The 22,355-nt window shown below is 60.8% G+C and carries 18 protein-coding genes; 9 read left to right on the top strand and 9 right to left on the bottom strand.

The genetic code is table 11. The annotated features are described in order from the left end of the window. Positions 1-172: 172 nt before the first annotated feature. The 3 genes from G5315_RS05270 to G5315_RS05280 all read left to right on the top strand — a co-directional run bounded on the left by G5315_RS05270 (position 173) and on the right by G5315_RS05280 (position 4,229). Positions 173-1,468 carry an amino acid permease gene (locus G5315_RS05270; RefSeq protein ID WP_021229327.1) on the top strand — a complete coding sequence of 432 codons (1,296 nt, stop codon included), beginning with the start codon at positions 173-175 and terminating at the stop codon, positions 1,466-1,468. Positions 1,469-1,661: 193 nt separating this feature from the next. Further along, the gene (locus tag G5315_RS05275) at positions 1,662-3,668 is read left to right on the top strand and encodes a methyl-accepting chemotaxis protein (RefSeq protein WP_216950436.1); all 2,007 of its coding nucleotides are present in this window, start codon (positions 1,662-1,664) and stop codon (positions 3,666-3,668) included. A 267-nt stretch (positions 3,669-3,935) separates the two neighbouring features. Then, entirely contained in the window at positions 3,936-4,229 is a 294-nt protein-coding gene (locus tag G5315_RS05280) for a hypothetical protein (RefSeq protein ID WP_042054618.1), read from the top strand. A gap of 74 nt (positions 4,230-4,303) precedes the next feature. On the opposite strand, the gene G5315_RS05285 is transcribed toward G5315_RS05280, so the two are convergent. Both G5315_RS05285 and speA read right to left on the bottom strand, forming a co-directional pair. Beyond that, positions 4,304-4,492: a hypothetical protein gene (locus G5315_RS05285; RefSeq protein WP_005334402.1), complete on the bottom strand. Its 189-nt coding sequence runs from the start codon at positions 4,490-4,492 to the stop codon at positions 4,304-4,306. 271 nt (positions 4,493-4,763) lie between these two features. Beyond that, positions 4,764-6,665, bottom strand: coding sequence for a biosynthetic arginine decarboxylase (speA, locus tag G5315_RS05290; protein ID WP_005344160.1), 1,902 nt, complete (start codon positions 6,663-6,665; stop codon positions 4,764-4,766). 1,014 nt (positions 6,666-7,679) lie between these two features. Here speA and pepT point away from each other — a divergent pair. Continuing rightward, the gene (gene pepT, locus G5315_RS05295; RefSeq protein ID WP_376888284.1) at positions 7,680-8,903 is read left to right on the top strand and encodes a peptidase T; all 1,224 of its coding nucleotides are present in this window, start codon (positions 7,680-7,682) and stop codon (positions 8,901-8,903) included. Positions 8,904-9,114: 211 nt separating this feature from the next. Further along, positions 9,115-10,824 (top strand): lysophospholipid acyltransferase family protein, encoded by a 1,710-nt coding sequence (locus tag G5315_RS05300; RefSeq protein WP_421332639.1) that lies wholly within the window; start codon positions 9,115-9,117, stop codon positions 10,822-10,824. Between the two features lie 114 nt (positions 10,825-10,938). On the opposite strand, the gene G5315_RS05305 is transcribed toward G5315_RS05300, so the two are convergent. The 4 genes from G5315_RS05305 to G5315_RS05320 form a co-directional block, all read right to left on the bottom strand. Further along, a complete protein-coding gene (locus G5315_RS05305; protein ID WP_005344153.1) occupies positions 10,939-11,247 on the bottom strand; it encodes a SelT/SelW/SelH family protein in 309 nt (102 codons plus the stop codon). A 78-nt stretch (positions 11,248-11,325) separates the two neighbouring features. Beyond that, positions 11,326-12,450 (bottom strand): adenosylhomocysteinase, encoded by a 1,125-nt coding sequence (locus G5315_RS05310; RefSeq protein WP_421332640.1) that lies wholly within the window; start codon positions 12,448-12,450, stop codon positions 11,326-11,328. A gap of 182 nt (positions 12,451-12,632) precedes the next feature. Continuing rightward, the gene (locus G5315_RS05315) at positions 12,633-13,370 is read right to left on the bottom strand and encodes a hypothetical protein (RefSeq protein ID WP_421332642.1); all 738 of its coding nucleotides are present in this window, start codon (positions 13,368-13,370) and stop codon (positions 12,633-12,635) included. After that, entirely contained in the window at positions 13,370-13,930 is a 561-nt protein-coding gene (locus tag G5315_RS05320; RefSeq protein WP_005334411.1) for a YceI family protein, read from the bottom strand. The genes G5315_RS05315 and G5315_RS05320 overlap by 1 nt, the downstream gene beginning before the upstream one ends. A 109-nt stretch (positions 13,931-14,039) precedes the next feature. On the opposite strand from G5315_RS05320, the gene G5315_RS05325 reads away from it, so the two are divergent. Beyond that, complete coding sequence (locus G5315_RS05325; protein WP_058059914.1) at positions 14,040-14,942, top strand: LysR family transcriptional regulator; 903 nt, start codon at positions 14,040-14,042, stop codon at positions 14,940-14,942. A gap of 42 nt (positions 14,943-14,984) precedes the next feature. Here the strand turns inward: G5315_RS05325 and G5315_RS05330 are convergent, their stop codons facing one another. Next, on the bottom strand, positions 14,985-15,413 hold the full coding sequence (locus G5315_RS05330) for a hypothetical protein (protein ID WP_421332643.1): 429 nt from the start codon (positions 15,411-15,413) through the stop codon (positions 14,985-14,987). Between the two features lie 67 nt (positions 15,414-15,480). Here G5315_RS05330 and G5315_RS05335 point away from each other — a divergent pair, with 67 nt between their 5' ends. Continuing rightward, on the top strand, positions 15,481-17,211 hold the full coding sequence (locus G5315_RS05335) for a formate--tetrahydrofolate ligase (protein ID WP_421332644.1): 1,731 nt from the start codon (positions 15,481-15,483) through the stop codon (positions 17,209-17,211). A 71-nt stretch (positions 17,212-17,282) separates the two neighbouring features. Here G5315_RS05335 and G5315_RS05340 read toward each other — a convergent pair whose 3' ends face one another. Next, positions 17,283-18,938 (bottom strand): methyl-accepting chemotaxis protein, encoded by a 1,656-nt coding sequence (locus tag G5315_RS05340; protein WP_421222119.1) that lies wholly within the window; start codon positions 18,936-18,938, stop codon positions 17,283-17,285. Between the two features lie 411 nt (positions 18,939-19,349). Then, positions 19,350-20,006: a GTP cyclohydrolase I FolE gene (gene folE, locus G5315_RS05345; protein WP_005344140.1), complete on the bottom strand. Its 657-nt coding sequence runs from the start codon at positions 20,004-20,006 to the stop codon at positions 19,350-19,352. A gap of 309 nt (positions 20,007-20,315) precedes the next feature. Here folE and moeA point away from each other — a divergent pair, with 309 nt between their 5' ends. Beyond that, a complete protein-coding gene (moeA, locus tag G5315_RS05350) occupies positions 20,316-21,542 on the top strand; it encodes a molybdopterin molybdotransferase MoeA (protein ID WP_421332645.1) in 1,227 nt (408 codons plus the stop codon). Next, positions 21,539-22,294: a molybdopterin-synthase adenylyltransferase MoeB gene (gene moeB, locus G5315_RS05355; RefSeq protein ID WP_421255010.1), complete on the top strand. Its 756-nt coding sequence runs from the start codon at positions 21,539-21,541 to the stop codon at positions 22,292-22,294. Before moeA ends, moeB begins: the two co-directional genes overlap by 4 nt. The last annotated feature ends 61 nt before the right edge of the window (positions 22,295-22,355 follow it).

Genomic DNA, 22,355 nt, shown 5'->3' on the forward strand with positions numbered 1-22,355 from the left:
CATTCAACAAAAAGATACAAAAATGGCGTTTAAAGGCACCTTTCGGCCTCAATATAAACCGTGATCACCATCCTGATTTGAACAAAAGTACTCTTATGGGCATTGTTTATGACAGTTTCATTCAACTATATTTGCGCCGCTTTCCCACATCCCTACAAAAAAGAAGGTTTTAATGGACGCGCATAGCACTACACTCGCCAGCCCCGTGATGGGCACGCTGGAATGGAAAGAAGCGGTTCGCTTCGACAGCACCGACTGGGGCTGGATCATCATGAGCATCGGCATGGCCATCGGCGCGGGGATCGTCTTCCTGCCGGTACAGGTGGGTCTGATGGGTTTGTGGGTCTTTCTGCTCTCGGCCGTGATCGGCTACCCCGCCATGTACATGTTCCAACGCCTCTTTATCAACACCCTGGCCACCTCGCCGGAGTGCAAGGATTACCCCAGCGTCATCACCGGCTACCTCGGCAAGAACTGGGGTGTACTGCTCGGCGCCCTCTACTTCGTGATGCTGGTGATCTGGGTCTTCGTCTACTCCACCGCCATCACCAATGACAGCGCCTCCTTCCTGCAGAGCTTCGGCGTCACCGACGGCCTGCTCTCGGAAAATCCCCTCTACGGTCTGGTGCTGATCTGTGGCTTGGTGGCACTGGCCTCGCGCGGCGAAAACCTGCTGTTCAAGATCTCCACCTTTATGGTGCTGACCAAGATCAGCGTTGTTGCGGTGTTGGGCCTGATGATGGTGGACAAGTGGGATGCGGCCAACATCACCGCCATGCCCGCCGCCGGTGACTGGATGAAGGATGCCATCATCATGCTGCCCTTTACCCTCACCTCTATCCTCTTTATCCAGAGCCTGAGCCCCATGGTGATCTCCTACCGCTCGCGGGAAAAGTCGCTGGAAGTGGCCCGCTTCAAGGCGATGCGCGCCATGAATATCGCCTTCGGCATCCTGTTCGTGGTGGTGTTCTTCTACGCGGTCTCCTTCACCCTGGCCATGGGCCACGATCAGGCGGTCAAAGCCTCCGAAGAGAACATCTCCGCGCTGGCCATGGTAGCCCAGGGGATGCCCGGCCAGACCCTCAAGCTCCTGAGCCTCACCCTCAACATCTTCGCGGTAATGACCGCCTACTTCGGCGTTTACCTCGGTTTCCGTGAAGCCTGTCAGGGGCTGGCGATGAACCTGCTGCGCCGGGTGCTGCCGGAAAACCGCATCAACAAAGGATTGGTAGGCAAAGGGATCATGGTGTTTACCGTCATGCTCTCCTGGGGTGCCATCGTGCTCAACGCACCGGTACTGAGCTTCACCTCTATCTGCAGCCCCATCTTCGGCATGGTGGGTTGCCTCATCCCGGCTTATCTGGTCTATCAGGTACCGGCGCTGCACAAGTACAAGGGCACCTCCCTCTACATCATCATCGTCACCGGCCTGCTGCTCTGTGTCTCGCCCTTCCTGGCGTTCAACTGATCGGTTTCCCCTTATCGACCGCGGGTCACCTTCGGGTGGCCCGTTTTCTATTGGCTCGGCTGACGGCGCCCCCGCCCGGAAGTAAAAAGCCAAGGGGATCACAACTTGCAACCGGCCATCACCCAAGGGAGGCCGCTCGGAGTACTATTCAGGCAACACGACTCACGCCCGCACTCAGGTATCGAGGCTTAACATGAAATGGATTTTCAACCCCGCCATCCGGCTGGGCAATCAGCTCTCCTTCAAATACAAATTCCTGCTCTGGTCCTGTCTGATGCTGCTGCCACTGGCCTACAGCATGACCAATCTGCTGGGGCGGCTGCAGGATGACAACGTCCAGGCCAACCGCGAGCTGGCGGGAGTGGTCAATCTCGCCCCCGTGCCCTCTATCGAGCAGGCCCTGCTCACCCATCGCAATCTGGTAACCCGTCACGCCCATGAGGTGGATCCGGTCGGTGATGATCAGGTCAAGGCAGCCGCACAAGCCGTCGATCAGAGCCTGCAAGCCTTTGCCGACACCCGCCAGAACAACCCCTCCTTTGAGGTGATCCAGCAGGGCTGGGCCGCCCTGCAGAGTGAAGCGGGCAAGCTGGAAGTGGAGCAGAGCAACCTGCGCCACGACAAGCTGCTGACCGAGGTGCGCCACCTCTACAAGCACATTACCGCCAGTAGCAGCCTGATCCAGGATCCGGCGCTCGGTACCTACTACATGGTGATCCTCGCCAGCGAGCGGTTGCCGCAGCTGCGCGACCTGCTGGCTCAGGTGCGGGATCGCGCCGCCACCATCGCCGATTTCGGCCTGTTTCAGGCCGAGGGCTACAGCGGCCTGCGTTTTCGTCTCGACCTGATCAACGCCACTCTGCAGGAGCTGGAGGCCGATCTGACCCTGCTCTACCAGATTGAACCGGCCTACCGCGCCGAGCTGGGTCAGCAGACCGATGCTCTGATACAGCTGGTGCGTCAGGGGGTCGAGACCATTGAAAACAAGATGATGAAGGATCAGCTGGTGCAGCTCTCCACCAAGGAGGTGCAAGCACTGGGGGATAAGATGGACGAGGCCATCACCGCACTGGCAGGCCAGGTACGCCAGCGGCTGGAGGCCGACCTGCATCAGCGGCTGACCGCCAACCAACGCCACTTCTGGTGGGTCACAGCGCCGCTGACCGCCAGCTTGCTGCTCTACCTCTACCTGATGATCGGTGCCTATCTCTCCCTGCGCGAAACCGTGGGGCGGGTGCGTGATATTGCCGCCCGGGTCAACGCCCAGGATCTCAGCCAGCATATCGAGATCGTTGGTCAGGACGAGCTGGCCGCCATCAGCCGGGATTACAACGTGACCCTGGAGACCCTGCGCACCCTGATGCTGCGAGTGCGGGAAAATGGCGTCACCGTGGTGGAGAGCGCTACCGAGATCGAAGCGCGCACCTGCCGCTCGCAGGAGGTCATTGCCGATCAGCAAGGGGAGACCCATCAGGTCGCTACCGCCATCAAGGAGCTGGCCGCCACCTCACAAGACATGGCGGGCAACGCCCTGCAAGCCGCCCGCATGACCCAGGAGGCGCAGAATGTAGTCGGTCAGGGCGAGGATGTGGTGGAACGAACCATCAAGGCAATCGACCATATCAACCGCGAGGTGCTGCGTACCGCCGACACCATAGGCCAGCTGGAGCAGCAGTGCAGTCAGATTGGCGGCGTCATCAGCGTGATCCGCGGCATCGCCGAACAGACCAACCTGCTGGCTCTCAACGCTGCCATCGAAGCGGCCCGGGCCGGTGAGCAGGGTCGCGGCTTTGCGGTGGTGGCCGACGAGGTGCGGTCTCTTGCCAACCGCACCCAGGGGGCCACCGTCGAGATCCAGCAGATGATTGAACAGCTGCAATCCGGTGCCCGCGCCTCGGTCACCGCCATGTCGGCGGTCAGCCATGAAGCGCAGGAGGGGGTCGGGCTGGCGCAGGAGGCAAAACAGGCTTTTGGCGCCATCACCGAGAAGGTGGATCGGATGGTCGATACCAACGCCATCATCGCCAGCGCCATCGAGCAGCAGGGCGCCGTGGTCAACGAGATCGAACGCAACGTGGTGCGCATCTCCGATGGCAGCGACGAGGCGTTGCAAGTGGCCAACGCCGCCCGCGATGCCGCCCGCCAGATCCACCAGCTCACCGAACAGCTGCGCGCCATGGTACAGAGCTTCGTGCTGTAACAGAGCGCTGACAAGCCGGGCTCAACGTGAGCCCGGCATTATCCCGGTCTCGCCCCTGCCCACAACATCTCGGTTGCTCGGATCATCCAGAAAATCTCTGCGGCCCACTTGCCGGGCAAACGCCAACAAAGTAGTCTCGAACGAAAACAAAATGCGGCATTCCCGACACGCACGGTCTGCGACGTCGAGGCAAGCAAGCCGCCTGCGAGCCACAGATTAAAACCAGCGTCACGTCATTTATCACCCGCTTCAAGCGAGGATTTACCCATGGCCAGATACCAGTTTTTTACCATTCCGGCGTCCAATCGGCAGCAATACACCTTTATCGACATGGCATCTCCGACTTTTCTGAGTGAAAAGGCGGCACTGCTGACCCAAGGATTCGAGGTGGAGGAGGACTTTATTGACGCAACCAGCCCGCGAGAGGCCGTCGAGAAGTACCAATCCAATTTTCTCTATGTGGCGGATGAGATAGGCAAGTCCGATAGCAGCTACGCCGCGGCCGTCGCCATGCTGGAGATTGGCAAGGGGTTATTGGGCAATAAAACCCGCCGAGATTAGGTGCAGCGGTAAAGAGTGGTGGCCATCGTGACAACGCGCCCGATGGCCATATGGCAAGACATCAATTCGGTAAGTCAGAAGCGCCCCAGCTGCTGGAGCATCTCGATCAGCTCCTCTTCGCTGCTCGGCTCATAGGCCAGCTGAAGGCTCGGCGCAGCGCCCCCCATCAGCATGTAGACGTTGGTGCTGCAGTGGTCGTAGTGATACCACTTACCGTCGATACAGACATCGGTATAGCATCTCGGGTCCCTTTTCAGTTCCATATGCACATCCTTTTGTTACATCCCATCAACATCACTCCTGACCGTAAAATAACCACCGAGGTTCAAGCTTGATGCAGATCAAGGGAAGCAGCTGAAAGGGACTGATATCTGCCAGATCTGTGGCCTGCGGATGCCCCGAGCCACCATCGGTTATCCGAATGAAGACGGGCCGAGTGCCCCGTCAAATCGCCGGATGGCCCCCGGTAACAAAAACGGCGCCCGCAGGCGCCGTTTTTCATTTTCCCTCAAAAGCGAGGGGCAAACAGAAGGCTTATTCGTCTTCCAGATAGGCGTAGCCTTGCAAGCCCAGCTCCAGCTCGTCGAGCAGGGCTTTGCGAGTGGCATCGTCCAGCGCCGGGTGAGCGGCGATCCGCTGGTAGTTCTCGCGGATCACGGACGGGTCGATGTTGACGTAACGCAGCAGCTGGTCGACGGTGTCGCCACGCACCACGTTGCGAATGTCCATCTTGCCCTCTTCGTCCAGCCACACTTCCGCGCAGTGGGTGTCACCAAACAGGTTGTGCAGGTCGCCCAGGATCTCCTGATAGGCACCGACCAGGAAGAAGCCAACGTGGCACTCTTCGTTCTCGCCGTAGACCGGCATTGGCAGGGTGCTCTCGACCCCCAAACCGTCGACATAGTGCTCGACCTGACCGTCGGAGTCACAGGTGATATCCATCAGGATACCGCGACGGCTAAGCGGACGATCGAGACCGGCCAGCGGCATCACCGGGAATACCTGACCGATACCCCAGGCATCCGGCAGGGACTGGAACAGTGAGAAGTTGGCAAAGCACTTGTCCGCCAGCTTTTCACTCAGCTCGTCAGCCAGCGCACGGTGGTTGCGGTTGACCGGGTTGAGCATCTCTTTGAGTGCCAGACAGGTGTTCTGGTGCAGCATCTCGGCCCAGGCACGCTGTTCAAGGTTCAAGAGGCCCATGGTGTACTGGGTATTCACGTCACCCAAATCTGCCACCGAGTCATGGAAGATCTCCAGCAGGGAGGGATCTTCGCTGCGCAGATCCAGCCAGCCTTTCCACATGTTCTGCAGAATGGTCGGTGCATCTTCGTCCGGCGCGCTGATGTCGTTCATCTCCACCCCTTCGGCACCAATGATATTGGTGACCAGCACGGCGTGGTGGGCGGTCAGGGCACGGCCAGACTCGCTGATGATGGTCGGGTGCGGCAGATCGAACTCGCGGCAGACATCGCCGATGCCCCATACCACGTTGTTGGCGTACTCGGAGAGGCTGTAGTTGGCGGAGCAGTGGCTCTGGGAACGGGTTCCCTCGTAGTCCACCCCCAGGCCGCCACCGACGTCCACAACTTCGATGTTGGCACCGAGGCGACGCAGTTCAGCGTAGAAACGGCCGCACTCGCGTATGCCGCCCTGAATGTCGCGGATATTAGCGATCTGGGAGCCCAGATGGAAGTGCAGCAGTTGCAGGCAATCCAGCTTGCCCAGCCCGCGCAGACGTTCGATCAGCGCCAGGATCTGGGAGGCGGAAAGACCAAATTTGGACATGGAGCCACCGCTCGATTCCCACATGCCGGAGCCGGTGGAAGCGAGCTTGGCACGCACCCCGATGTTGGGCTTGATGTTGAGACGAGCTGACTCGTCCAGCACCATTTCCAGTTCGGAGGGCTTCTCCACCACGATGTAGACCTTGTGGCCCATCAGGTTGCCCAGGAGGGCGTGGCGGATATATTCGCGGTCTTTGTAACCGTTGCAGACGATCACCGAGCCTTGCTCATGGTGATGGGACAGCACGGCCAGCAGTTCCGGTTTGGAACCAGCTTCCAGGCCAAGCCGGGGCTTGTCGCTGTAGGACTGGCTGATGGTCTCGATGACACGACGCTGCTGGTTTACCTTGATCGGGTAAACGCAGAGGTAGTCCCCTTCATAGCCTGACTTCTCGATGGCCTGACCAAAGGCGTTGAACAGCGCATCGACCCGACTCTTGAGGATGTCGGGGAAGCGCAGCAACACGGGGGTGGTCAGCCCGGACTGACGCAACTGTTCGATGGCGTCAGAGAGCACAATATGCGCGTCAGGGCGTGATTTGTCGGGGGCGACGGTCACATGACCGGCGTCATTGATATTGAAAAAACCCGCACCCCAGTAGGGAACGTTGTAGACCTTCAAGGAGTCCTTGCTGGACCAGTTAGTCATGGGCTATGCCTCGCAAATGAGCGACCCAAAGTCGCCTTCGTTACCCTCAATCACATCCAGACCATCTAGTGCAGAGTACGGCGAGCGCTGCCATCACGAGACGCAGCCACCCAAACCAGCGCTTTGCACATCGCGGCAAGCCAGAGGCTGCCTGGTGGATCTTGGGGAAGTAACGAGTCTTGATGTGGGGCTGGTGGCTTTACATCAAGCTCAACGGTATGCGGTGCCACTATGCCGTGGCGCCGCGGTACTTTGATGACAGACGACATCAGCCACGCCGTCAGTTCATCATTCGGCAGCGATCCCGACAGAAGGAGAGGGTTCCAAGGAAGAGAAGCGAAGGCGCCAGCACGCATGCGTGTTGATAGACGACAACAACCACAGCCCACCTCATCGTCAGTGACCGCCCATGACAAGGGAAGATGATGAGCCGGTGGCCCACTCGGTCAAATGAAGGATGAGAGTCTGTTGTTCTCCCTGATACCGGAGCCTAACCGGTATTAAAGAAACCATTCCCCAGCAGTGTCTGTCGTTTCTGCGTGCCTCGCCCTATAGGCGTATGATCGGTCGGGTTTCTGGCGGCTCTGCCTGCTTCAGGGTTGCCCTTGGATCGGCGCGGAGTGTACACACTTACCGCGGGCAGTGACAATAAAAAATAGTGTTCAAAATCCCCTTTTAATAAGTCGATCAAATCTTGCTGGCGGGCAGGCGGGCTCTGGGATGGCGCAGGTTATGCGACAGCCCGGTTTCCCCTTGAAAAGTGTGTGAAAACGCCATGATTGGGCTGACGCCTTGCTGTGCGGTCGCAGAGGGGAATTTGGCCGCCACCGCCAGCGCCTAAATATCGCAATAAATGCCACATTTATGCGATCTCCCTCCCGGACGTTGCCCCGCGCGCCGCACATTCGCCGCTCTTCCCTTGCGTCAAAAAATGGGAAAAACCTGCGCTGACGCAATGAGTGCCCCGCACGGATTGGCCACAATGACCGCTCACAATCGGTTAGAGGCTGACTAATGGATACCCTGCTTGAGCGTTTTCTGCGTTACGTAACTTTTCATACCCGCTCCGATGAGACCAATCCAGCCTGCCCCAGCAACGAAGGCCAGCTGATCTTTGCCCGTGCCCTGCAAGAAGAGATGAAGGCGCTGGGGCTGAGCCAGGTCACCCTGGATGAGCACGGCTACCTCACCGGCTGCCTGCCGGGCAACCAGCCGGACGCACCCGCCATCGGCCTGATTGCCCACATGGACACCGCCGACTACGAGGCGGAGCACGTAGTACCGCAAATCATCGAAAACTATCAGGGCGGCGACATCTGCCTTGGCAAGGGTGACGAGGTGCTCGCCATCCGTGACTACCGCTTCCTGAAAAACTATCTGGGTCAGGATCTCATCACCACCGACGGCACCACCCTGCTGGGCGCCGACGACAAGGCAGGCATTGCCGAAATCCTTACCGCCATCGACCACCTGCAGGCCCACCCCGAGATCCCACGTGGCGATATCTGGGTCGGCTTTACTCCGGATGAGGAGATCGGCCGCGGCGCCAACCTGTTCCCGCTGGAGAGATTCCCGGCCAAGTGGGCCTATACCGTGGATGGCGGCGAACTGGGCGAGCTGGAGTATGAAAACTTCAACGCTGCCAGCGCCACGGTGCGTTTTATCGGCAACAACGTCCACCCCGGCACCGCAAAGGGAAACATGATCAATAGCCAGACCCTGGCCGCCCGCTTCCACGCAGCCATGCCTGCCGAGCAGACCCCGGAGTGCACCGACGGGTATGAGGGCTTCTTCCATCTGGCCCAGATGAGCGGTACCGTGGAAGAGAGCACCCTGCACTACATCATCCGTGACTTCGACGACGAACATTTCGCCGCGCGCAAGGCCGAGATGCAGAGCCGGGTGGCCGCCCTGCAGGCCGAATATCCCAAAGCCCGCATCGAGCTGACCTTGACCGACAGCTATCGCAACATGCGCAGCCAGATTGAGCCGCACATGCATATCGTCGAGCTGGCCAAGGCCGCCATGGAGGCCGCCGACGTGGTGCCGAAGATCAAGCCCATTCGCGGCGGTACCGATGGTGCCCGCCTCTCCTTTATGGGCCTGCCCTGCCCCAACCTCTTCACCGGTGGCCACAACTTCCACGGCAAGCACGAGTTCATCCCGCTGCAATCCATGGAGAAATCGGTCGCCACCCTGGTGGAGCTGGTGCGCCTCACTGCAGCCTGGCGCGGTTAAGCGGTAGCTGTCATTACCACGACCATCAAGGGGGGAGCCGGTTAACCGGCTCCCCCCTTGCTATCTGGCCATCACCCATCAGGAAAGGGAAACCGGGGAGAGTCTCTCAGGAGCAACTGGCTGCCGCTGCCATCAAACTGTCATCCCGCTGACATGTCGCGGGAACAGTGTCACATCATGCTGGGAGCAACGGATCGTCGGAGCCCCCCAGATGTTCACTATCGATACCCTGCTGACCCAGCTCTTCCCCCGCCTGCTTGGCTACCCCCTGCTCACCCCGCTGTTAAAGCGGCTGCTGGGCTGGCTGCTCAACGAGCAGGCCTTTGCCGACTTTGCCACCCGCTATCCGCACCTGCGCGGCCTCGACTTTGTCGAGCAGGCGCTGACCCAGCTCGATTTCGACTATCGGGTCAGCGAGGCGCAGCTGGAGCATATTCCCGCCAGCGGCCGGGTCATTCTTGTCGCCAACCACCCCATCGGCTCGCTGGATGGACTGGCGCTGCTGCAACTGCTCGGTCGCATCCGACCCGATGTGAAGATCGTCGCCAACCAGCTGCTGGCACAACTCGCGCCGCTGCGCCCTCTGCTATTGCCGGTGGACAATATGGAGGGCAAGACCGATCGACAGGCCATCCTCGCCATGAACGAGCACCTCGCCCATGAAGGTGCGCTGGTGATCTTCCCCGCAGGCGAAGTCTCGCGGCTTGGCCTCAAGGGGGTAAAAGACGGCCCCTGGCAGGCAGGCTTTATCAAACTGGCCCAGCGCACCCGCACCCCGCTGGTACCCATTCATCTGGGGGGGCGCAACAGCCTCTGGTTCTATCTCGCCTCCTGGCTCAACAAGCCCGCCTCCGCCCTGTTGCTGGTACGCCAGCTGTTTCGCCAGCAGGGGCAGACCCTGCCGGTGACCATAGGGGCGCGCATTCCGCTCGGCAGTTTTCAGGAGCTGCCCGCCAAGACGGCGGCGCGGCTGGTGCGCAACCACCTCTACCGGATTGGCCGTGGCAAGGCGGGACGGCTGCAGACCGAGGCCCCCATCGCCCTGCCGGAGGATCGCCGCCAGCTCAAACAGGCCATCGAAAGCTGCGAACAGCTCGGCACCACCCCGGATGGTCAGGGGATCTACCTCTACCGCCGCCACGAACTGAGCCACTCGGTGATCCTGCGCGAGCTGGGGCGACTGCGGGAGATCGCCTTTCGCGCTGTGGGGGAAGGCTCCGGCAAGCGGCGGGATCTCGATGGCTTTGACAACGACTATCACCACCTGATCCTCTGGGATCCGGCCCGACTCGACATTATCGGCGCCTACCGCTTTGCCCCGGTGGCGGAGCTGCTGGCCAGCAAGGGGAAGGATGGCCTCTACAGCCACACCCTGTTCGGCTTTGAGGATAAGTTGCTGCCCCGGCTGGAGCAGGCCATCGAGCTTGGCCGCAGCTTTATCCAGCCCGCCTACTGGGGCAAGCGGGGGCTCGATTATCTCTGGTTCGGCATCGGTGCCTATCTGGCCCGCTATCCCCGCTACCGCTACCTGTTTGGCCCGGTGTCGCTCTCCGGCAGCCTGCCGCCGGCGGCCAAGGATCTGCTGGTGAGCTTCTACCGCCAGCACTTTGCCCCCGAGCTGGCGCTGGCCCCCTCCCGCCGTCCCTACCCCGAGACGCAGCCTCTGTTCGAAGGGGTGGATTACGGCGCCGATCTCAAAGCACTCAAGGCCCGTCTCGACAATCTGGGCTGCGCCATCCCCACCCTCTACAAGCAGTACTCCGAGCTGTGCGAGCCGGGCGGGGTGCAATTTATGGACTTTGGTATCGACCCCGACTTCAACCACTGCATCGACGGGCTGGTGTGGGTCGATGTGAGCCGCATCAAGCCCCACAAGCGGGCCCGCTATATCGGCAGTCATCTGGCCGAGCCGCGCTCATAGCCCTACAGGCGCCAGGCAAACAGCCAAAGGCAAAAAAGGAAAGAGAGGCCATCGCCTCCCTCTCCTTTCGCTCTCATGCTCAGCACCTTTTCGAGGCGCTCGGCCCATCTGGCGTTACTCGGCCGCCTTGCGATCCGAGTGGCCGAGATCCCGCTCAGGGGCGATAACATCGCGCACCCGCTGCTTGATCTCCTTGGCCTCGGGGAAGCCGTCATCGACCACCCGATCCCACACCTGCACCCCGTTCACCAGAATGCGGAACTCCCCCTTGCTGGCCGGCACCAGCGCCACCTCCCCCAGATCGCTGTCAAAGGTGGAAAGCAGCTCCTGCGCCAGCCAGGCGGCGCGCAGCATCCAGCGACAGAGGGTGCAGTAGCGGATTTCGATGCGGGGTTTGCTGATCAGGGTTTCAGACTCGGTCATGAGTGACTCCATAAAAAAAGCGGCCAATGGCGGGAAGTGGCGTACCGCCACCCAATGGCCAATCCCGGTTCGGTCAAATCAGCGCTGATCAACCCCATGAAAATCGGCCAGCCAATGGCGGGCAATGGTACGCATCGCCGATTCTGGCAGCTCGAACAGGCCGGGAGCAAGAGGGCCTGCCGCCAGCATCCGGATCCCTTCCATGATCTCCGCCAGCACCAGATAGACATATTCGCCAATCACGGCGCCATGGACGAAGTTGACCGCCTCACCCCGGTTGAGCAGGTAGATCTGGGTACCATCCGGCCGGTTGAGGGCCAGCACATGGGGGCACACCTCTTCGCTCGGCCACGGCAACTGGGCCAGCGAGAAGGCAAACTCGTCATCGGCCGAGGTGACCGAGGCGACCATGGTGCCGGGGCGCAGCGCCTGCAGATCCGCCAAATCCAGCGAGCCGTTGCCGGTAGAGCAGATCACCAGCTCGGCGCGGCTCAACGCCTCGGCCTTGGTGATCAAGCGAAAACCGTGAGAGAGCGCTTCGACCTGTCGCAGCACATCGGTCTCCACCAGCCCGAGATGGAGGTTGCGACAGCGCAGGTCGCGGGCGATGCTGCGCCCCACCTTGCCATAGCCAAACAGCACGGCTTCGCAGACGTTGAAAGTACGGTTGAGGTTACGAGCCAGCGACTCCGCGGAGTAGACCACGCTCAGACCAATCTGGATATCCTCGGCCTGCTTGAGGGGACTGCGTGCCACCGACACCACCGGGGTCGCCAGCACCTCCTGCTCATAGCGCTGGTGGCCGTTCTCGGTCATCTCCACCACCCCGAGGAAACGGGGCCCGAAGTATTCACTCAAGATCACCTGGGTTTTGGCAAAGTAACCGCCAATATCGAGGATCAGCAACCGCTCGTGGGGGGCCACCAGCGGCGCAATCTGCTGGATGATGCTGTCGGGATCATTGGTCCAGTGCCTGTTAAGGGGCAGTACCGGATAGTGCCGGGATACCCACTCGAAGGTAGGTCCGTGTACCGATTTCGGTTTGGGTAAAATCGCGCCAATCCGCCCAATCTGACCGAGGGAATCGATAAAACGGGGGCGATCGGGAAGCAGGTGAGTGACCAGCAGAATGCAGAGACCGTCGATACGTCCCTGTCCGGTGAAATGGCGAAAAAACAGATGCTCAGATCCTTGACTGCGCAACTGTGGCCTCCTTATGTGCCGCAAAGCAGGCAAACAGAACCCGGCGCGGCCGGGTTCTGTGTGTGTCCAAATAAAATGAAAATCCTTTTTATCTGAAACACATAGGGGGCTCAATCATTATCTGCCAAGAGTATGAGCAGGTATGCAAAAATGGCGCCATTTGACCATTTTCCACACAAGTATCAGTACAAAGAAGCAGCAGGCCAGACCCACCATAGGCTGAGCCCGGTTCCCGCGGCAGCGAGCAGGATCAGCCCACTCCAACGCACTGGCCAGGGTTTGTCACGTAACGCCCACTCCAGCAGCGGCAGCAACCAGACCGGCAGCAACACCACCAGCGGCACCTCCACATATTGCCAGGCCAGCATCTGGACGAAGGCGAGGGCCAGCGCCAGACCGGCGGGTGCTACCTTGATGTCAACAAAGGTGGCAAGCAGGGCGCGAAAACCGGCGAAAGCGGCCAGCGCACCGGCCAGCTGGGCAATCAGCAGACTGCCATCGATGCCGATCACCAGTGCCAACCAGATAAAACCGAGGGCAAACCCGAGCCCTTCGCGGCTGTCACAGCGCAAGGTGCTCCAGCCAAACCAGAGGATGGCGGGCAGTAGCGCCAGCCAGCTCCCGGGTTCGCTCGCCAGTACCGAGGCCAATCCCTGCCACCACACCAGCGCACTGAACACCGCAAAGAGCAGCAGTGAACCGCGCAGATCGTTCACCTGAGCCGCAATGGCGGGCACCAGCAGGGTCAGCGGCAGCCACTGCCACGCCTTGGCCGGAATACCATAGAGACCGCCGAGCAATGAGCCCACCAGCCAGAGCGCCAGCGCGCCCCACAGATAACCCAGTCGCGGCCAGCGCCACGATAGCAAAGCGGCTCCCAGAGGAGCCGCCAGGGTTTGCAGCAGAAGTTCCGCGCCCATTACTTGCGCACGCCTTCGACAAACAGGTTGATGTTCATCTCGTCCGGAATGCCGGGCAGCATGTAGCTCACGCCAAAGTCACTGCGCTTGATGGTGGTGGAGGCGTTGAAGCCGCTGCGGTAGCCGCCCCAGGGATCCTTGCCCTCACCGATCTTGACCAGATCGAAGGCCACTTCCTTGGAGACGCCGTGCAGAGTCAGGGTCCCTTTCAGCACGCCTTTATCCTTGGTGCCCTCGTAAGCGGAGCTGACGAAGGTCATCTTGGGATACTGCTTCACGTCGAGGAAGTCCGGACTGCGCAGGTGCTTGTCGCGGGCCTCGTGATTGGAGTCGACGCTGGCGGCATCCACTTCAAAGCTCGCCTTGGCGGCCGCCGGGTTGGCGTCATCCATGCTGAAGGTGCCGCTGAAGGTGTTGAAGCGACCCACCAGCTCGGAGAAGCCCAGGTGACCCACCTTGAACTGCACCGTGGTGTGCGCCGCATCCACATCGTAATCCGCCGCCATCAGAGGGGTAGCCATAAACAGGCAGGAGGCCAGCAGAGCCTTGGTCATTTTCATCCGTTCGTTCCTTCATCTTGGGGTTCACATCAGTGGTTAAAATGCTAACCTCGTTCTGAAGATGAATAATCAGTGATTTATTAAATTCATTATTTACTGAGGATGGAAAATGGACCAGATCGCCGCCATGCGTACCTTTATCAAGGTGGTGGAGTGCCAGAGCTTTACCAGGGCTGCCAACCAGCTCGGCATCTCGGTCGCCATGGCCTCCAAGCTAATGCAGCAGCTGGAGGAGTCCCTCGCCACCCGGCTGCTGTCGCGCACCACCCGTCAGGTCAATCCCACCGAAGCGGGCCAGTTCTACTACCAGCGCTCCCTCGCCCTGCTGGCGGAGCTGGAAGAGACCCACAGCCAGCTGACCCACCACAACCAGCAGCCGAACGGCACCCTCAAGCTCTCGGTGCCGATGGATTTTGGCTATCTGCACCTCTCCCCCGCCCTGCCGCTGTTTCGCCAGCGCTTTCCCGATCTCAAACTCGATATCGAGTACAGCGACCGGCGGGTAGCGCTGGTGGAAGAGGGGTTCGATCTGGCGCTGCGGATCGGCCACCTCAGCGACTCCTCGCTGGTGGCACGCCAGCTTGCCACCATTCGGGTCGAGCTTTGCGCCAGCCCCGCCTATCTGGCGCGCAAGGGCAGACCGGAAAAGCCCGAGGATCTCAAGCAGCACGACTGTCTGATCTACACCCTGACCCAGCCGGAGTGGCACTTCAAACGGGGAAGCGAGCAGCAGAGCATCCGGCCACAGGGGCCACTGCGGGCCAACAACGGGGTGGCGCTGACCCGCGCCGCTTGTGATGATCAGGGCATCATATTGCAGCCCACCTTTATCGTGGGGGAGGCGCTACGGTCAGGGCAGCTGGTCAGCCTGCTGCCGGAGTGGGACAAGGGAGAGGTGGGACTTTATGCGGTCTATCCGCACCGCCGCTTCGTCTCGGCCAAGGTGCGCTGCTTTATCGAGTTCGTGCAGGAGCGCTATCTCGCCCCGCAGCAGTGGGATGCGCCGACCTGATTGCCAGAGCAGAGGGTACGGCCTGCTGGTCCGGCTTGAAACCTAGCGCTGGCCAGGTGCGGCGGTGGATGCGGCAACAGGAGTGAGCTTGGCTAGCAGACGCTCCTGCTCGAGACTCAACTGCCAGCGTGGCAGTCGGGTGCGGATCACCGACAACTGCTGCTCACTGAGAGCATAGGGGAGCGCCACTTCAATCTCGGGGCAGTCAAACATGGTGGCCAGCTGCAGGATCAAAATGAGGTTTGCCTCGTCTGTCTTGTGCTTGTTGACCCGTTTGCGGATCTCGTGGCGCAGCTGGGTTTCGGGGTCCTGGGTCATCGCCTGCCAGCCGAAACCGAACAACGGCACCAGCGCGCTGACAATCCCCAGCGCCGTCATCGGCTGCTTGGGGGGATGATAGAGTGCGTTGAGATCCAGCAGAACAGGATTCTGACGAACCTCACCATCACCAAATAAAATCGTTTTCTTCATTGGATTACCCGTTATATTCCACTAGACTGCGCCGCATATTTTACCCCGATATGCCAACGAGGTGCTGATGCTAAGCGATATCGAGATCTCCCGCCAGTCCCCCCGTCTCTCAATCCACGCGCTGGCCGAACGCCTCGCCATCCCCCAGCACCTGCTCAGCCCTCATGGCCACTACAAAGGCAAGCTCAGCCTCGACCTGCTCAAGTCTCAGCCCAAGCAGAGCGGCAAGCTGGTACTAGTGAGCGCCATCACCCCGACCCCGCTCGGTGAAGGGAAAACGGTGACTACCCTTGGCCTCTCCATGGGGCTCAACCATATCGGCCAGCCCAGCATCGCCACTATCCGCCAGCCGAGCCTCGGGCCGGTATTCGGGGTCAAGGGGGGCGCTGCCGGTGGCGGCCACGCCCAGGTGGTGCCGATGGAGGAGATGAACCTCCACCTCACCGGCGATTTTCACGCCCTGACGGCGGCCCACAATCTGGCGGCAGCAGCCCTCGATGCCCGCCTGTTCCACGAACAGAAACTGGGTGCCGAGTTCACCGCCAAAACCGGCCTCCCGCGGCTCGATATCGATGCTGACAACATCCTCTGGCCACGCACCCTCGACATGAATGACCGCGCACTGCGCCACCTCACGATTGGACAGGGGGGCGCTGCCGATGGTGTGGAGCGCAGCGATCGCTTCGTAATCACCGCCGCCTCCGAGCTGATGGCCATTCTGGCGCTGGCGAGCGATCTGAAAGACCTGCGCCAGCGCATCGGCCGCATCCAGCTGGCCCGCGATATTCACGGCAAGCCCATCACTGCCGAACAGCTGGAAGTAGCGGGCGCCATGACGGTGCTGCTCAAAGATGCGCTGCAACCGACCCTGATGCAGACCACCGAGCAGACGCCGGTGCTGGTGCACGCCGGCCCCTTTGCCAACATCGCCCACGGCAACTCCTCGGTGATCGCCGATCGTATCGCCCTTGGCCTGACCGACTATGTGGTGACCGAGGCAGGTTTTGGCTCCGACATGGGGCTGGAGAAGTTCTTCAACATCAAGAGCCGCCAATCAGGTATTACCCCCGCCTGCGTGGTGCTGGTGGCCACGGTGCGCGGCCTCAAGGCCAACAGCGGCCTGCTCGATATCCGCCCGGGCCAGCCGCTGCCAGCCAGCCTGCAAGGGGAAGATCTGCCAACCCTCAAGCAGGGCTGCGCCAACCTCGCCTGGCATATCCGGAACGCCCGGCGCTACGGGGGGCCGGTGGTGGTCGCCATCAACCGCTTCCCCACCGACAGCGAGGCCGAACTGGCGCTGCTGGCCCATGAAGCGCAGCAAGCCGGTGCCTGTGGCGCGGCCATCTCCAACGCCTTCACCCAGGGTGGTGCCGGCGCCAGCGAGCTGGCCCGCGCCGTGGTCACCGCCTGCGAGCAACCAGGTAAGGTGAAACTGCTCTACCCCGACGAGGCGAGCCTCGACGCCAAACTGGCGACCCTGGTGGAGTGCGGCTACGGCGGCCGCGGAGTGCAGCTCTCCGACAAAGCCCGCCAGCAGCTGGCCCAGCTCTCCGCCGAAGGGTGGGATCACTTGCCCATCTGCGTGGCCAAGACGCCGCTCTCCATCAGCCACGACCCAGCCCTCAAAGGGGTGCCGACCGATTTCGAGGTGCCCATCGACGAGGTGAAGCTCTGCGCCGGTGCCGGGTTCGTCTATGCGCTGGCGGGCCCCATCATGACCATGCCGGGGCTGGGCAGTCTGCCTGCCTATCGCCATATCGATATCGATGAGAACGGCGAGATAGTCGGCCTGAGCTGAGCCCTTCCACAACGCTAGAAACAACAAGGCCCCGCCAATTGCGGGGCCTTCTGTTATCCATGCATCAACCCTTAGAGGGTGAAGCGCTGGGTCATATGGTGCAGGGTGTTGGCCAGCTTGCTCAGCTCGACGCAAGCCTGGGCGATCTGATGAGCGCCCTGGGCATTCTCGTCAGCGGCATTGTGAATGTTGACGATGCTGCGGTTGAGCTCTTCGGTCACCGCATTCTGCTCTTCGGTAGCGGTGGCGATCAGAGTGTTCATGTCGGTGATGCGCACCACGGCACCATTGATGGTCTCGATACTGGTACCGGCATCCCGTGCCAGACCGACACTCTCCTGCATCTGGTGACGACTCAGCTGCATGGCGTTGCCCGCCTCGGCGGCGCGGCTCTGCAACAGCTCGATCATCTTGCTGATCTCGGCGGTGGAGTCCTGGGTACGCTGGGCCAATGAACGCACTTCATCCGCAACGACCGCAAAACCACGGCCCTGCTCACCGGCACGGGCCGCTTCGATGGCTGCGTTAAGGGCCAGCAGGTTGGTCTGACCGGCGATATCGCGGATCACATCCAGCACCACGCTGATGTTGGCGCTGTCGGCCTCCAGCTGCTGCACTACTGTGCCAGCCTGCTCAATCTTGACCGACACCTCTTCGATGCTGGCGATGGAGCTGCGTACCACTTCGCTGCCGGCAGCAGAGGTGCGGGAGGCATCCTTGGCGGCGCTCATGGCATCCGTGGTGTTGCGGGCCACTTCATTGACGGTGGACTGCATCTCGTTCATGGCGGTCGCCACCTGGGAGACTTCGTTCTGCTGGATGGCCATGCCGCTGGCGGACTGGCTGGAGATGGCGCTCACCTCCTCCACCGCACTGCTGAGTTGGCTCACGGAGCCGGCGATCTCGCTCACCAGATCGGAGAGGGAGCCCTGCATCCGGTTGATGGCGGAACCCAGCTGACCCAGTTCATCGCGGTTGAAGCGGCTGTCACGGATCCACTGCTGCAGTTCGCCCTGCCCCAGATCGCCATTGGCAATACGCTGGGCCTGACGGGCCAGCATGATCAGCGGATCGCGGATCTGGCGGGTCAGTACCACGGAGAGCACCACCACCAGTATCAGACCGATCACCAGCGCGATTGTGACACTCAGATTGGCGGATTGATAAGAGTCGACAATGTCACTGCGGGATTCAGACGCATAACCATGGTTAATCTGGATCAGGGAGGCCACTGACTTGCTCAGCGCGGTGTAAAGGGGAACCCCCTCCTCAAGGAAGATGCGTTGGGCTTCGGCAAGCTGATCGCTGTCTTGCAGCTGTGTGACTCGCTGGTGCAGGGCGACGTAACGATCCCAGTCAGATTTCACCGTATCGAAGGTACGGCGCTCCGCCACATCCTCAGGCCAGATCGTCTTGTCATGGGCAATCAGCTGCTGCGCGATCGAGTTAAGCTGTTGACTGGCAATATTCCGATATTCAGCCCTTTTCAGCGGCTCGGCGGCCACCACGAAATAACCCAGCTCATAACGACGCAACTCACCGAGAGAATCCCCGATCGCGCTGGTGCGATTGACCGCTGGCAAGATGCTGTCGGTAAACCGGATGGCAACATCATTCATGTTGCCAAACTGGACAAGGGCAAAACCGCCGATAAAGGCGACCATCAAACCGAGCACGGCAAAGCCGGCGGTGAGTTTTTTACCTATGGTCATGGTACTGGTATTCATGGGATATTCTGGTGGTCGTTAAATTCGTAGCACTCGTCCGGTTCACGCCCTCCTGGCATGAACTATCTGGCCACTTGTTCAGTGGCGCACCATCCAACCTTGATGAATATCTCTGAATTCCATGAGCGGCAGCGAGAGCCGTGAGGGGGCGCTAGAGTAACCGGATCGTGGCGGTTCGGAAAGAGTCTGTCCGGTTACTTTTTGTAAGGTGAAAGCGAGGTTTTTTTCGTGTTCGATTAAATATATCGCTCAGATGAATAAATCGAAAAAATGCATAACGTTTGCATAGGGCAAGCCACGCGGGCCAAGCAGTGGCAGACCGCCACTCTCATCCTGAACCAATGAAAAACGCCAGCAATGGCAGCTGGCGTCTCGTTTATTCAGCATGGCGGTTACAAAACAACCGCCATCTTATCCGCGCAGGCCACCGAGAAATTCGGCCCGGGTATCGGGCTGGGTCTTGAAGACACCGCCGAGGGAGGTGGTGGTGGTGTAGGAGGTGGAGTCCATCACCCCCCGCGCCTTGACGCAGTAGTGGGTCGCCTTGATGCTGATAGCCACGTCCTTGGTACCGAGCAGGGTCTGCAGCGCCAGCAGGATCTGCTGGGTCAGCCGCTCCTGCACCTGGGGACGACGGGCGAAGAACTGCACGATGCGGTTGATTTTCGACAGGCCAATCACCTTGCCGCGAGGGATATAGGCCACATGTGCCATCCCGTCGATGGTGACGAAGTGGTGTTCGCAGGTGCTGGTGAGGCTGATGTCCCGCACCATGATCATCTCGTCCACCTGCATCTTGTTCTCGATCACCGTCACCTTGGGGAAGGTGGAATAATCGAGGCCGGAGAAGATCTCGTTGACGTACATCTTGGCGATGCGGTGCGGTGTCTCGGCCAGACTGTCATCGGCCAAATCCAGCCCCAGTGTCTCCATGATGGAGCGCATATGGCCTTCGATCTTCTCCCGCTTCTGCTGACTGTTCAGCTCGTTGGCAACCAGGGGGGTTTCCAGTCCCTGGGCTTCGAGGGCAGCCCTGACCAGCAAGGCTTCCGGACTTAAGGTTGTCATTGTCTTTTCTCCCACGCTCAGGGACTGTGAGGGCAGCTCAAGGAGCAACCCATTATGTAATGGCGGCGCACAAGGCCGACGATATCGCTGTAATGGTAGCCACACGGGATGTGACGGCCATCTGTTATGGCGGCATAGTAAACGGCCATTGCCGCCAAGATTCAAGTCAACTTGTGCGTCACCTCATACTTTATGGCCATCTACCCCCGTTTTTGCGCCGATTACCCCGAGATTCCCTCGAGATAACCTGCCCATCCCCGGGGAATTTTGTGATAATCCCGCCTTCAATCATAGAAAGAGGTCATGACGATGGGATTTGATACCAGCGGACTACTCCCCTTAAGCGATGCCCTGCAAGGGATGCTGGAACAACTTGCCTGCTGCTGCGACAGCGAGCAGTTGCCCCTGCCAGATGCCCTTGGCCGGGTACTGGCCTGTGATATCGCCTCCCCCCTCGCCGTGCCCCCCTTCGACAACTCTGCCATGGACGGTTATGCCGTACGCCTTGCAGATCTCGCCAGTGGCACCCAGCTCATCATGGCGGGCAAGGCCTTTGCCGGTCAGCCCTATCAGGGAGAATGGCCCGCTGGCCACTGCGTGCGGATCATGACCGGTGCTCCGGTCCCCCCAGGCACAGATGCGGTGGTGATGCAGGAAGAAACGCAGGCCGACGGCGATCGGATCACTTTTCTGGCACAGCCCGAACCGGGCCAGAATATCCGCTGCACCGGCAGCGATATCGGCAAGGGCGCCTGTGTGCTGCCTGCCGGCACTCGCCTCACCCCAAGAGAGATGCCACTGCTGGCCTCCCTTGGCGTGGCAACCGTCGCAGTGCGCCGCCCGCTGAAAGTGGCTATTTTCAGTACCGGTGACGAGCTCAAACCGGTCGGCACCCCGCTTGCCCACGGCAATATCTATGACTCCAACCGCTACGGCGTGCGGGCCATGCTGGCGCGGCTGGGCTGCGACTGCCTCGACCTTGGCATCATCCCGGACGATCCCGCCCAGCTGCGCGCCGCCTTTATCCGTGCAGATGAAGAGGCCGATGTGCTGATCACCACCGGCGGCGTTTCGGTAGGGGAAGCGGACTTCACCAAACAGCTGCTGGACGAGCTCGGCGAGATTGGCTTCTGGAAGCTCGCAATCAAGCCGGGCAAGCCGTTTGCCTTCGGCCGTCTGCCCCACGCCTGGTTCTTCGGCCTGCCGGGCAACCCTGTCTCCGCCATGGTCACCTTCGATCAGCTGGTGCAACCGGCGCTGGCCAAGCTGGCGGGCCAGCACTTCGAGCGGCCACTCCAGCTGCAAGCCATTGCGGCCGAGCCACTCAAAAAGAGCCCCGGCCGACTCGACTTCCAGCGCGGCATCATGAGTCAGGGACCAAACGGCCTCGAGGTGCGCAGCGCCGGCTCGCAGGACTCCGCCGTGTTCAGCTCCCTGTCACGAGCCAACTGCTACATCGTTCTTGAACGGGAGCGGGGCCGCGTCGCCGCGGGCGAGACGGTGACCGTGGAGCCATTCGGGGGATTGCTGCTGTGAGCGAGATCCTGAGCGACGCCGAACTGCTGCGCTACAACCGCCAGATCATCCTCAAATCCTTCGACTTCGAGGGACAGGAGGCGCTCAAGCAGGCCCGTGTGCTGGTGATCGGCGCCGGTGGCCTTGGTTGCGCCGCCAGCCAGTATCTGGCGGTGGCCGGAGTTGGCCAGCTCACCCTGGTCGATTTCGACAAGGTGGAGCTCTCCAACCTGCAGCGTCAGGTGCTGCACAACGATGAGCGCATCGGTCACTACAAAGTAGACTCTGCCGCCCAGTCGCTGCGCGCGCTCAATCCCTGGCTCAAGGTGGAGACCCACGCTGCCGTGGCCGATGAAGCGCTGCTCGATACCCTGCTGCCACGGCATCAGCTGGTCTTGGATTGCACCGACAATCTGGCCATTCGCAACCTGCTGAATCAAAAGGCACGCCAGCACAGGGTGCCGCTGGTCAGCGGCGCCGCCATCCGGCTGGAGGGACAGCTGTGCAGCTTCACCTGGCAGGAAGATGAGCCCTGCTACGCCTGCCTCAGCGCCCTGTTTGGCGAGCAGGCCCTCACCTGCGTCGAGGCAGGTGTGCTCGCCCCCGTGGTGGGATTGGTGGGTAGCCTGCAAGCGCTGGAAGCTATCAAGCTCTTGGCAGGCATGGGCAAAAGCTACAGCGGCCGCCTGCTGATGATCGACGGCCTGAGCAGCACCTTCCGCGAGATGAAGCTGCCCAAGCGCCCCGACTGCCCGGTCTGCTCCCATCCATAAAGCAAACGGGATCAAAAAAGCCGAACCCTGTGGTTCGGCTTTTTGGTACCTGCACCTAACA

This window comes from Aeromonas sp. 603607 (assembly GCF_049171595.1).
Taxonomy (GTDB): Bacteria; Pseudomonadota; Gammaproteobacteria; order Enterobacterales; family Aeromonadaceae; genus Aeromonas; species Aeromonas veronii.

Coding starts and splice junctions, on each gene's coding strand:
- G5315_RS05270 (WP_021229327.1), top strand. CDS start 173: ATGGACGCGCATAGCACTACACTCGCCAGCCCCGTGATGGGCACGCTG.
- G5315_RS05275 (WP_216950436.1), top strand. CDS start 1,662: ATGAAATGGATTTTCAACCCCGCCATCCGGCTGGGCAATCAGCTCTCC.
- G5315_RS05280 (WP_042054618.1), top strand. CDS start 3,936: ATGGCCAGATACCAGTTTTTTACCATTCCGGCGTCCAATCGGCAGCAA.
- G5315_RS05285 (WP_005334402.1), bottom strand. CDS start 4,492: ATGGAACTGAAAAGGGACCCGAGATGCTATACCGATGTCTGTATCGAC.
- speA (WP_005344160.1), bottom strand. CDS start 6,665: ATGACTAACTGGTCCAGCAAGGACTCCTTGAAGGTCTACAACGTTCCC.
- pepT (WP_376888284.1), top strand. CDS start 7,680: ATGGATACCCTGCTTGAGCGTTTTCTGCGTTACGTAACTTTTCATACC.
- G5315_RS05300 (WP_421332639.1), top strand. CDS start 9,115: ATGTTCACTATCGATACCCTGCTGACCCAGCTCTTCCCCCGCCTGCTT.
- G5315_RS05305 (WP_005344153.1), bottom strand. CDS start 11,247: ATGACCGAGTCTGAAACCCTGATCAGCAAACCCCGCATCGAAATCCGC.
- G5315_RS05315 (WP_421332642.1), bottom strand. CDS start 13,370: ATGGGCGCGGAACTTCTGCTGCAAACCCTGGCGGCTCCTCTGGGAGCC.
- G5315_RS05320 (WP_005334411.1), bottom strand. CDS start 13,930: ATGAAAATGACCAAGGCTCTGCTGGCCTCCTGCCTGTTTATGGCTACC.
- G5315_RS05325 (WP_058059914.1), top strand. CDS start 14,040: ATGGACCAGATCGCCGCCATGCGTACCTTTATCAAGGTGGTGGAGTGC.
- G5315_RS05330 (WP_421332643.1), bottom strand. CDS start 15,413: ATGAAGAAAACGATTTTATTTGGTGATGGTGAGGTTCGTCAGAATCCT.
- G5315_RS05335 (WP_421332644.1), top strand. CDS start 15,481: ATGCTAAGCGATATCGAGATCTCCCGCCAGTCCCCCCGTCTCTCAATC.
- G5315_RS05340 (WP_421222119.1), bottom strand. CDS start 18,938: ATGAATACCAGTACCATGACCATAGGTAAAAAACTCACCGCCGGCTTT.
- folE (WP_005344140.1), bottom strand. CDS start 20,006: ATGACAACCTTAAGTCCGGAAGCCTTGCTGGTCAGGGCTGCCCTCGAA.
- moeA (WP_421332645.1), top strand. CDS start 20,316: ATGGGATTTGATACCAGCGGACTACTCCCCTTAAGCGATGCCCTGCAA.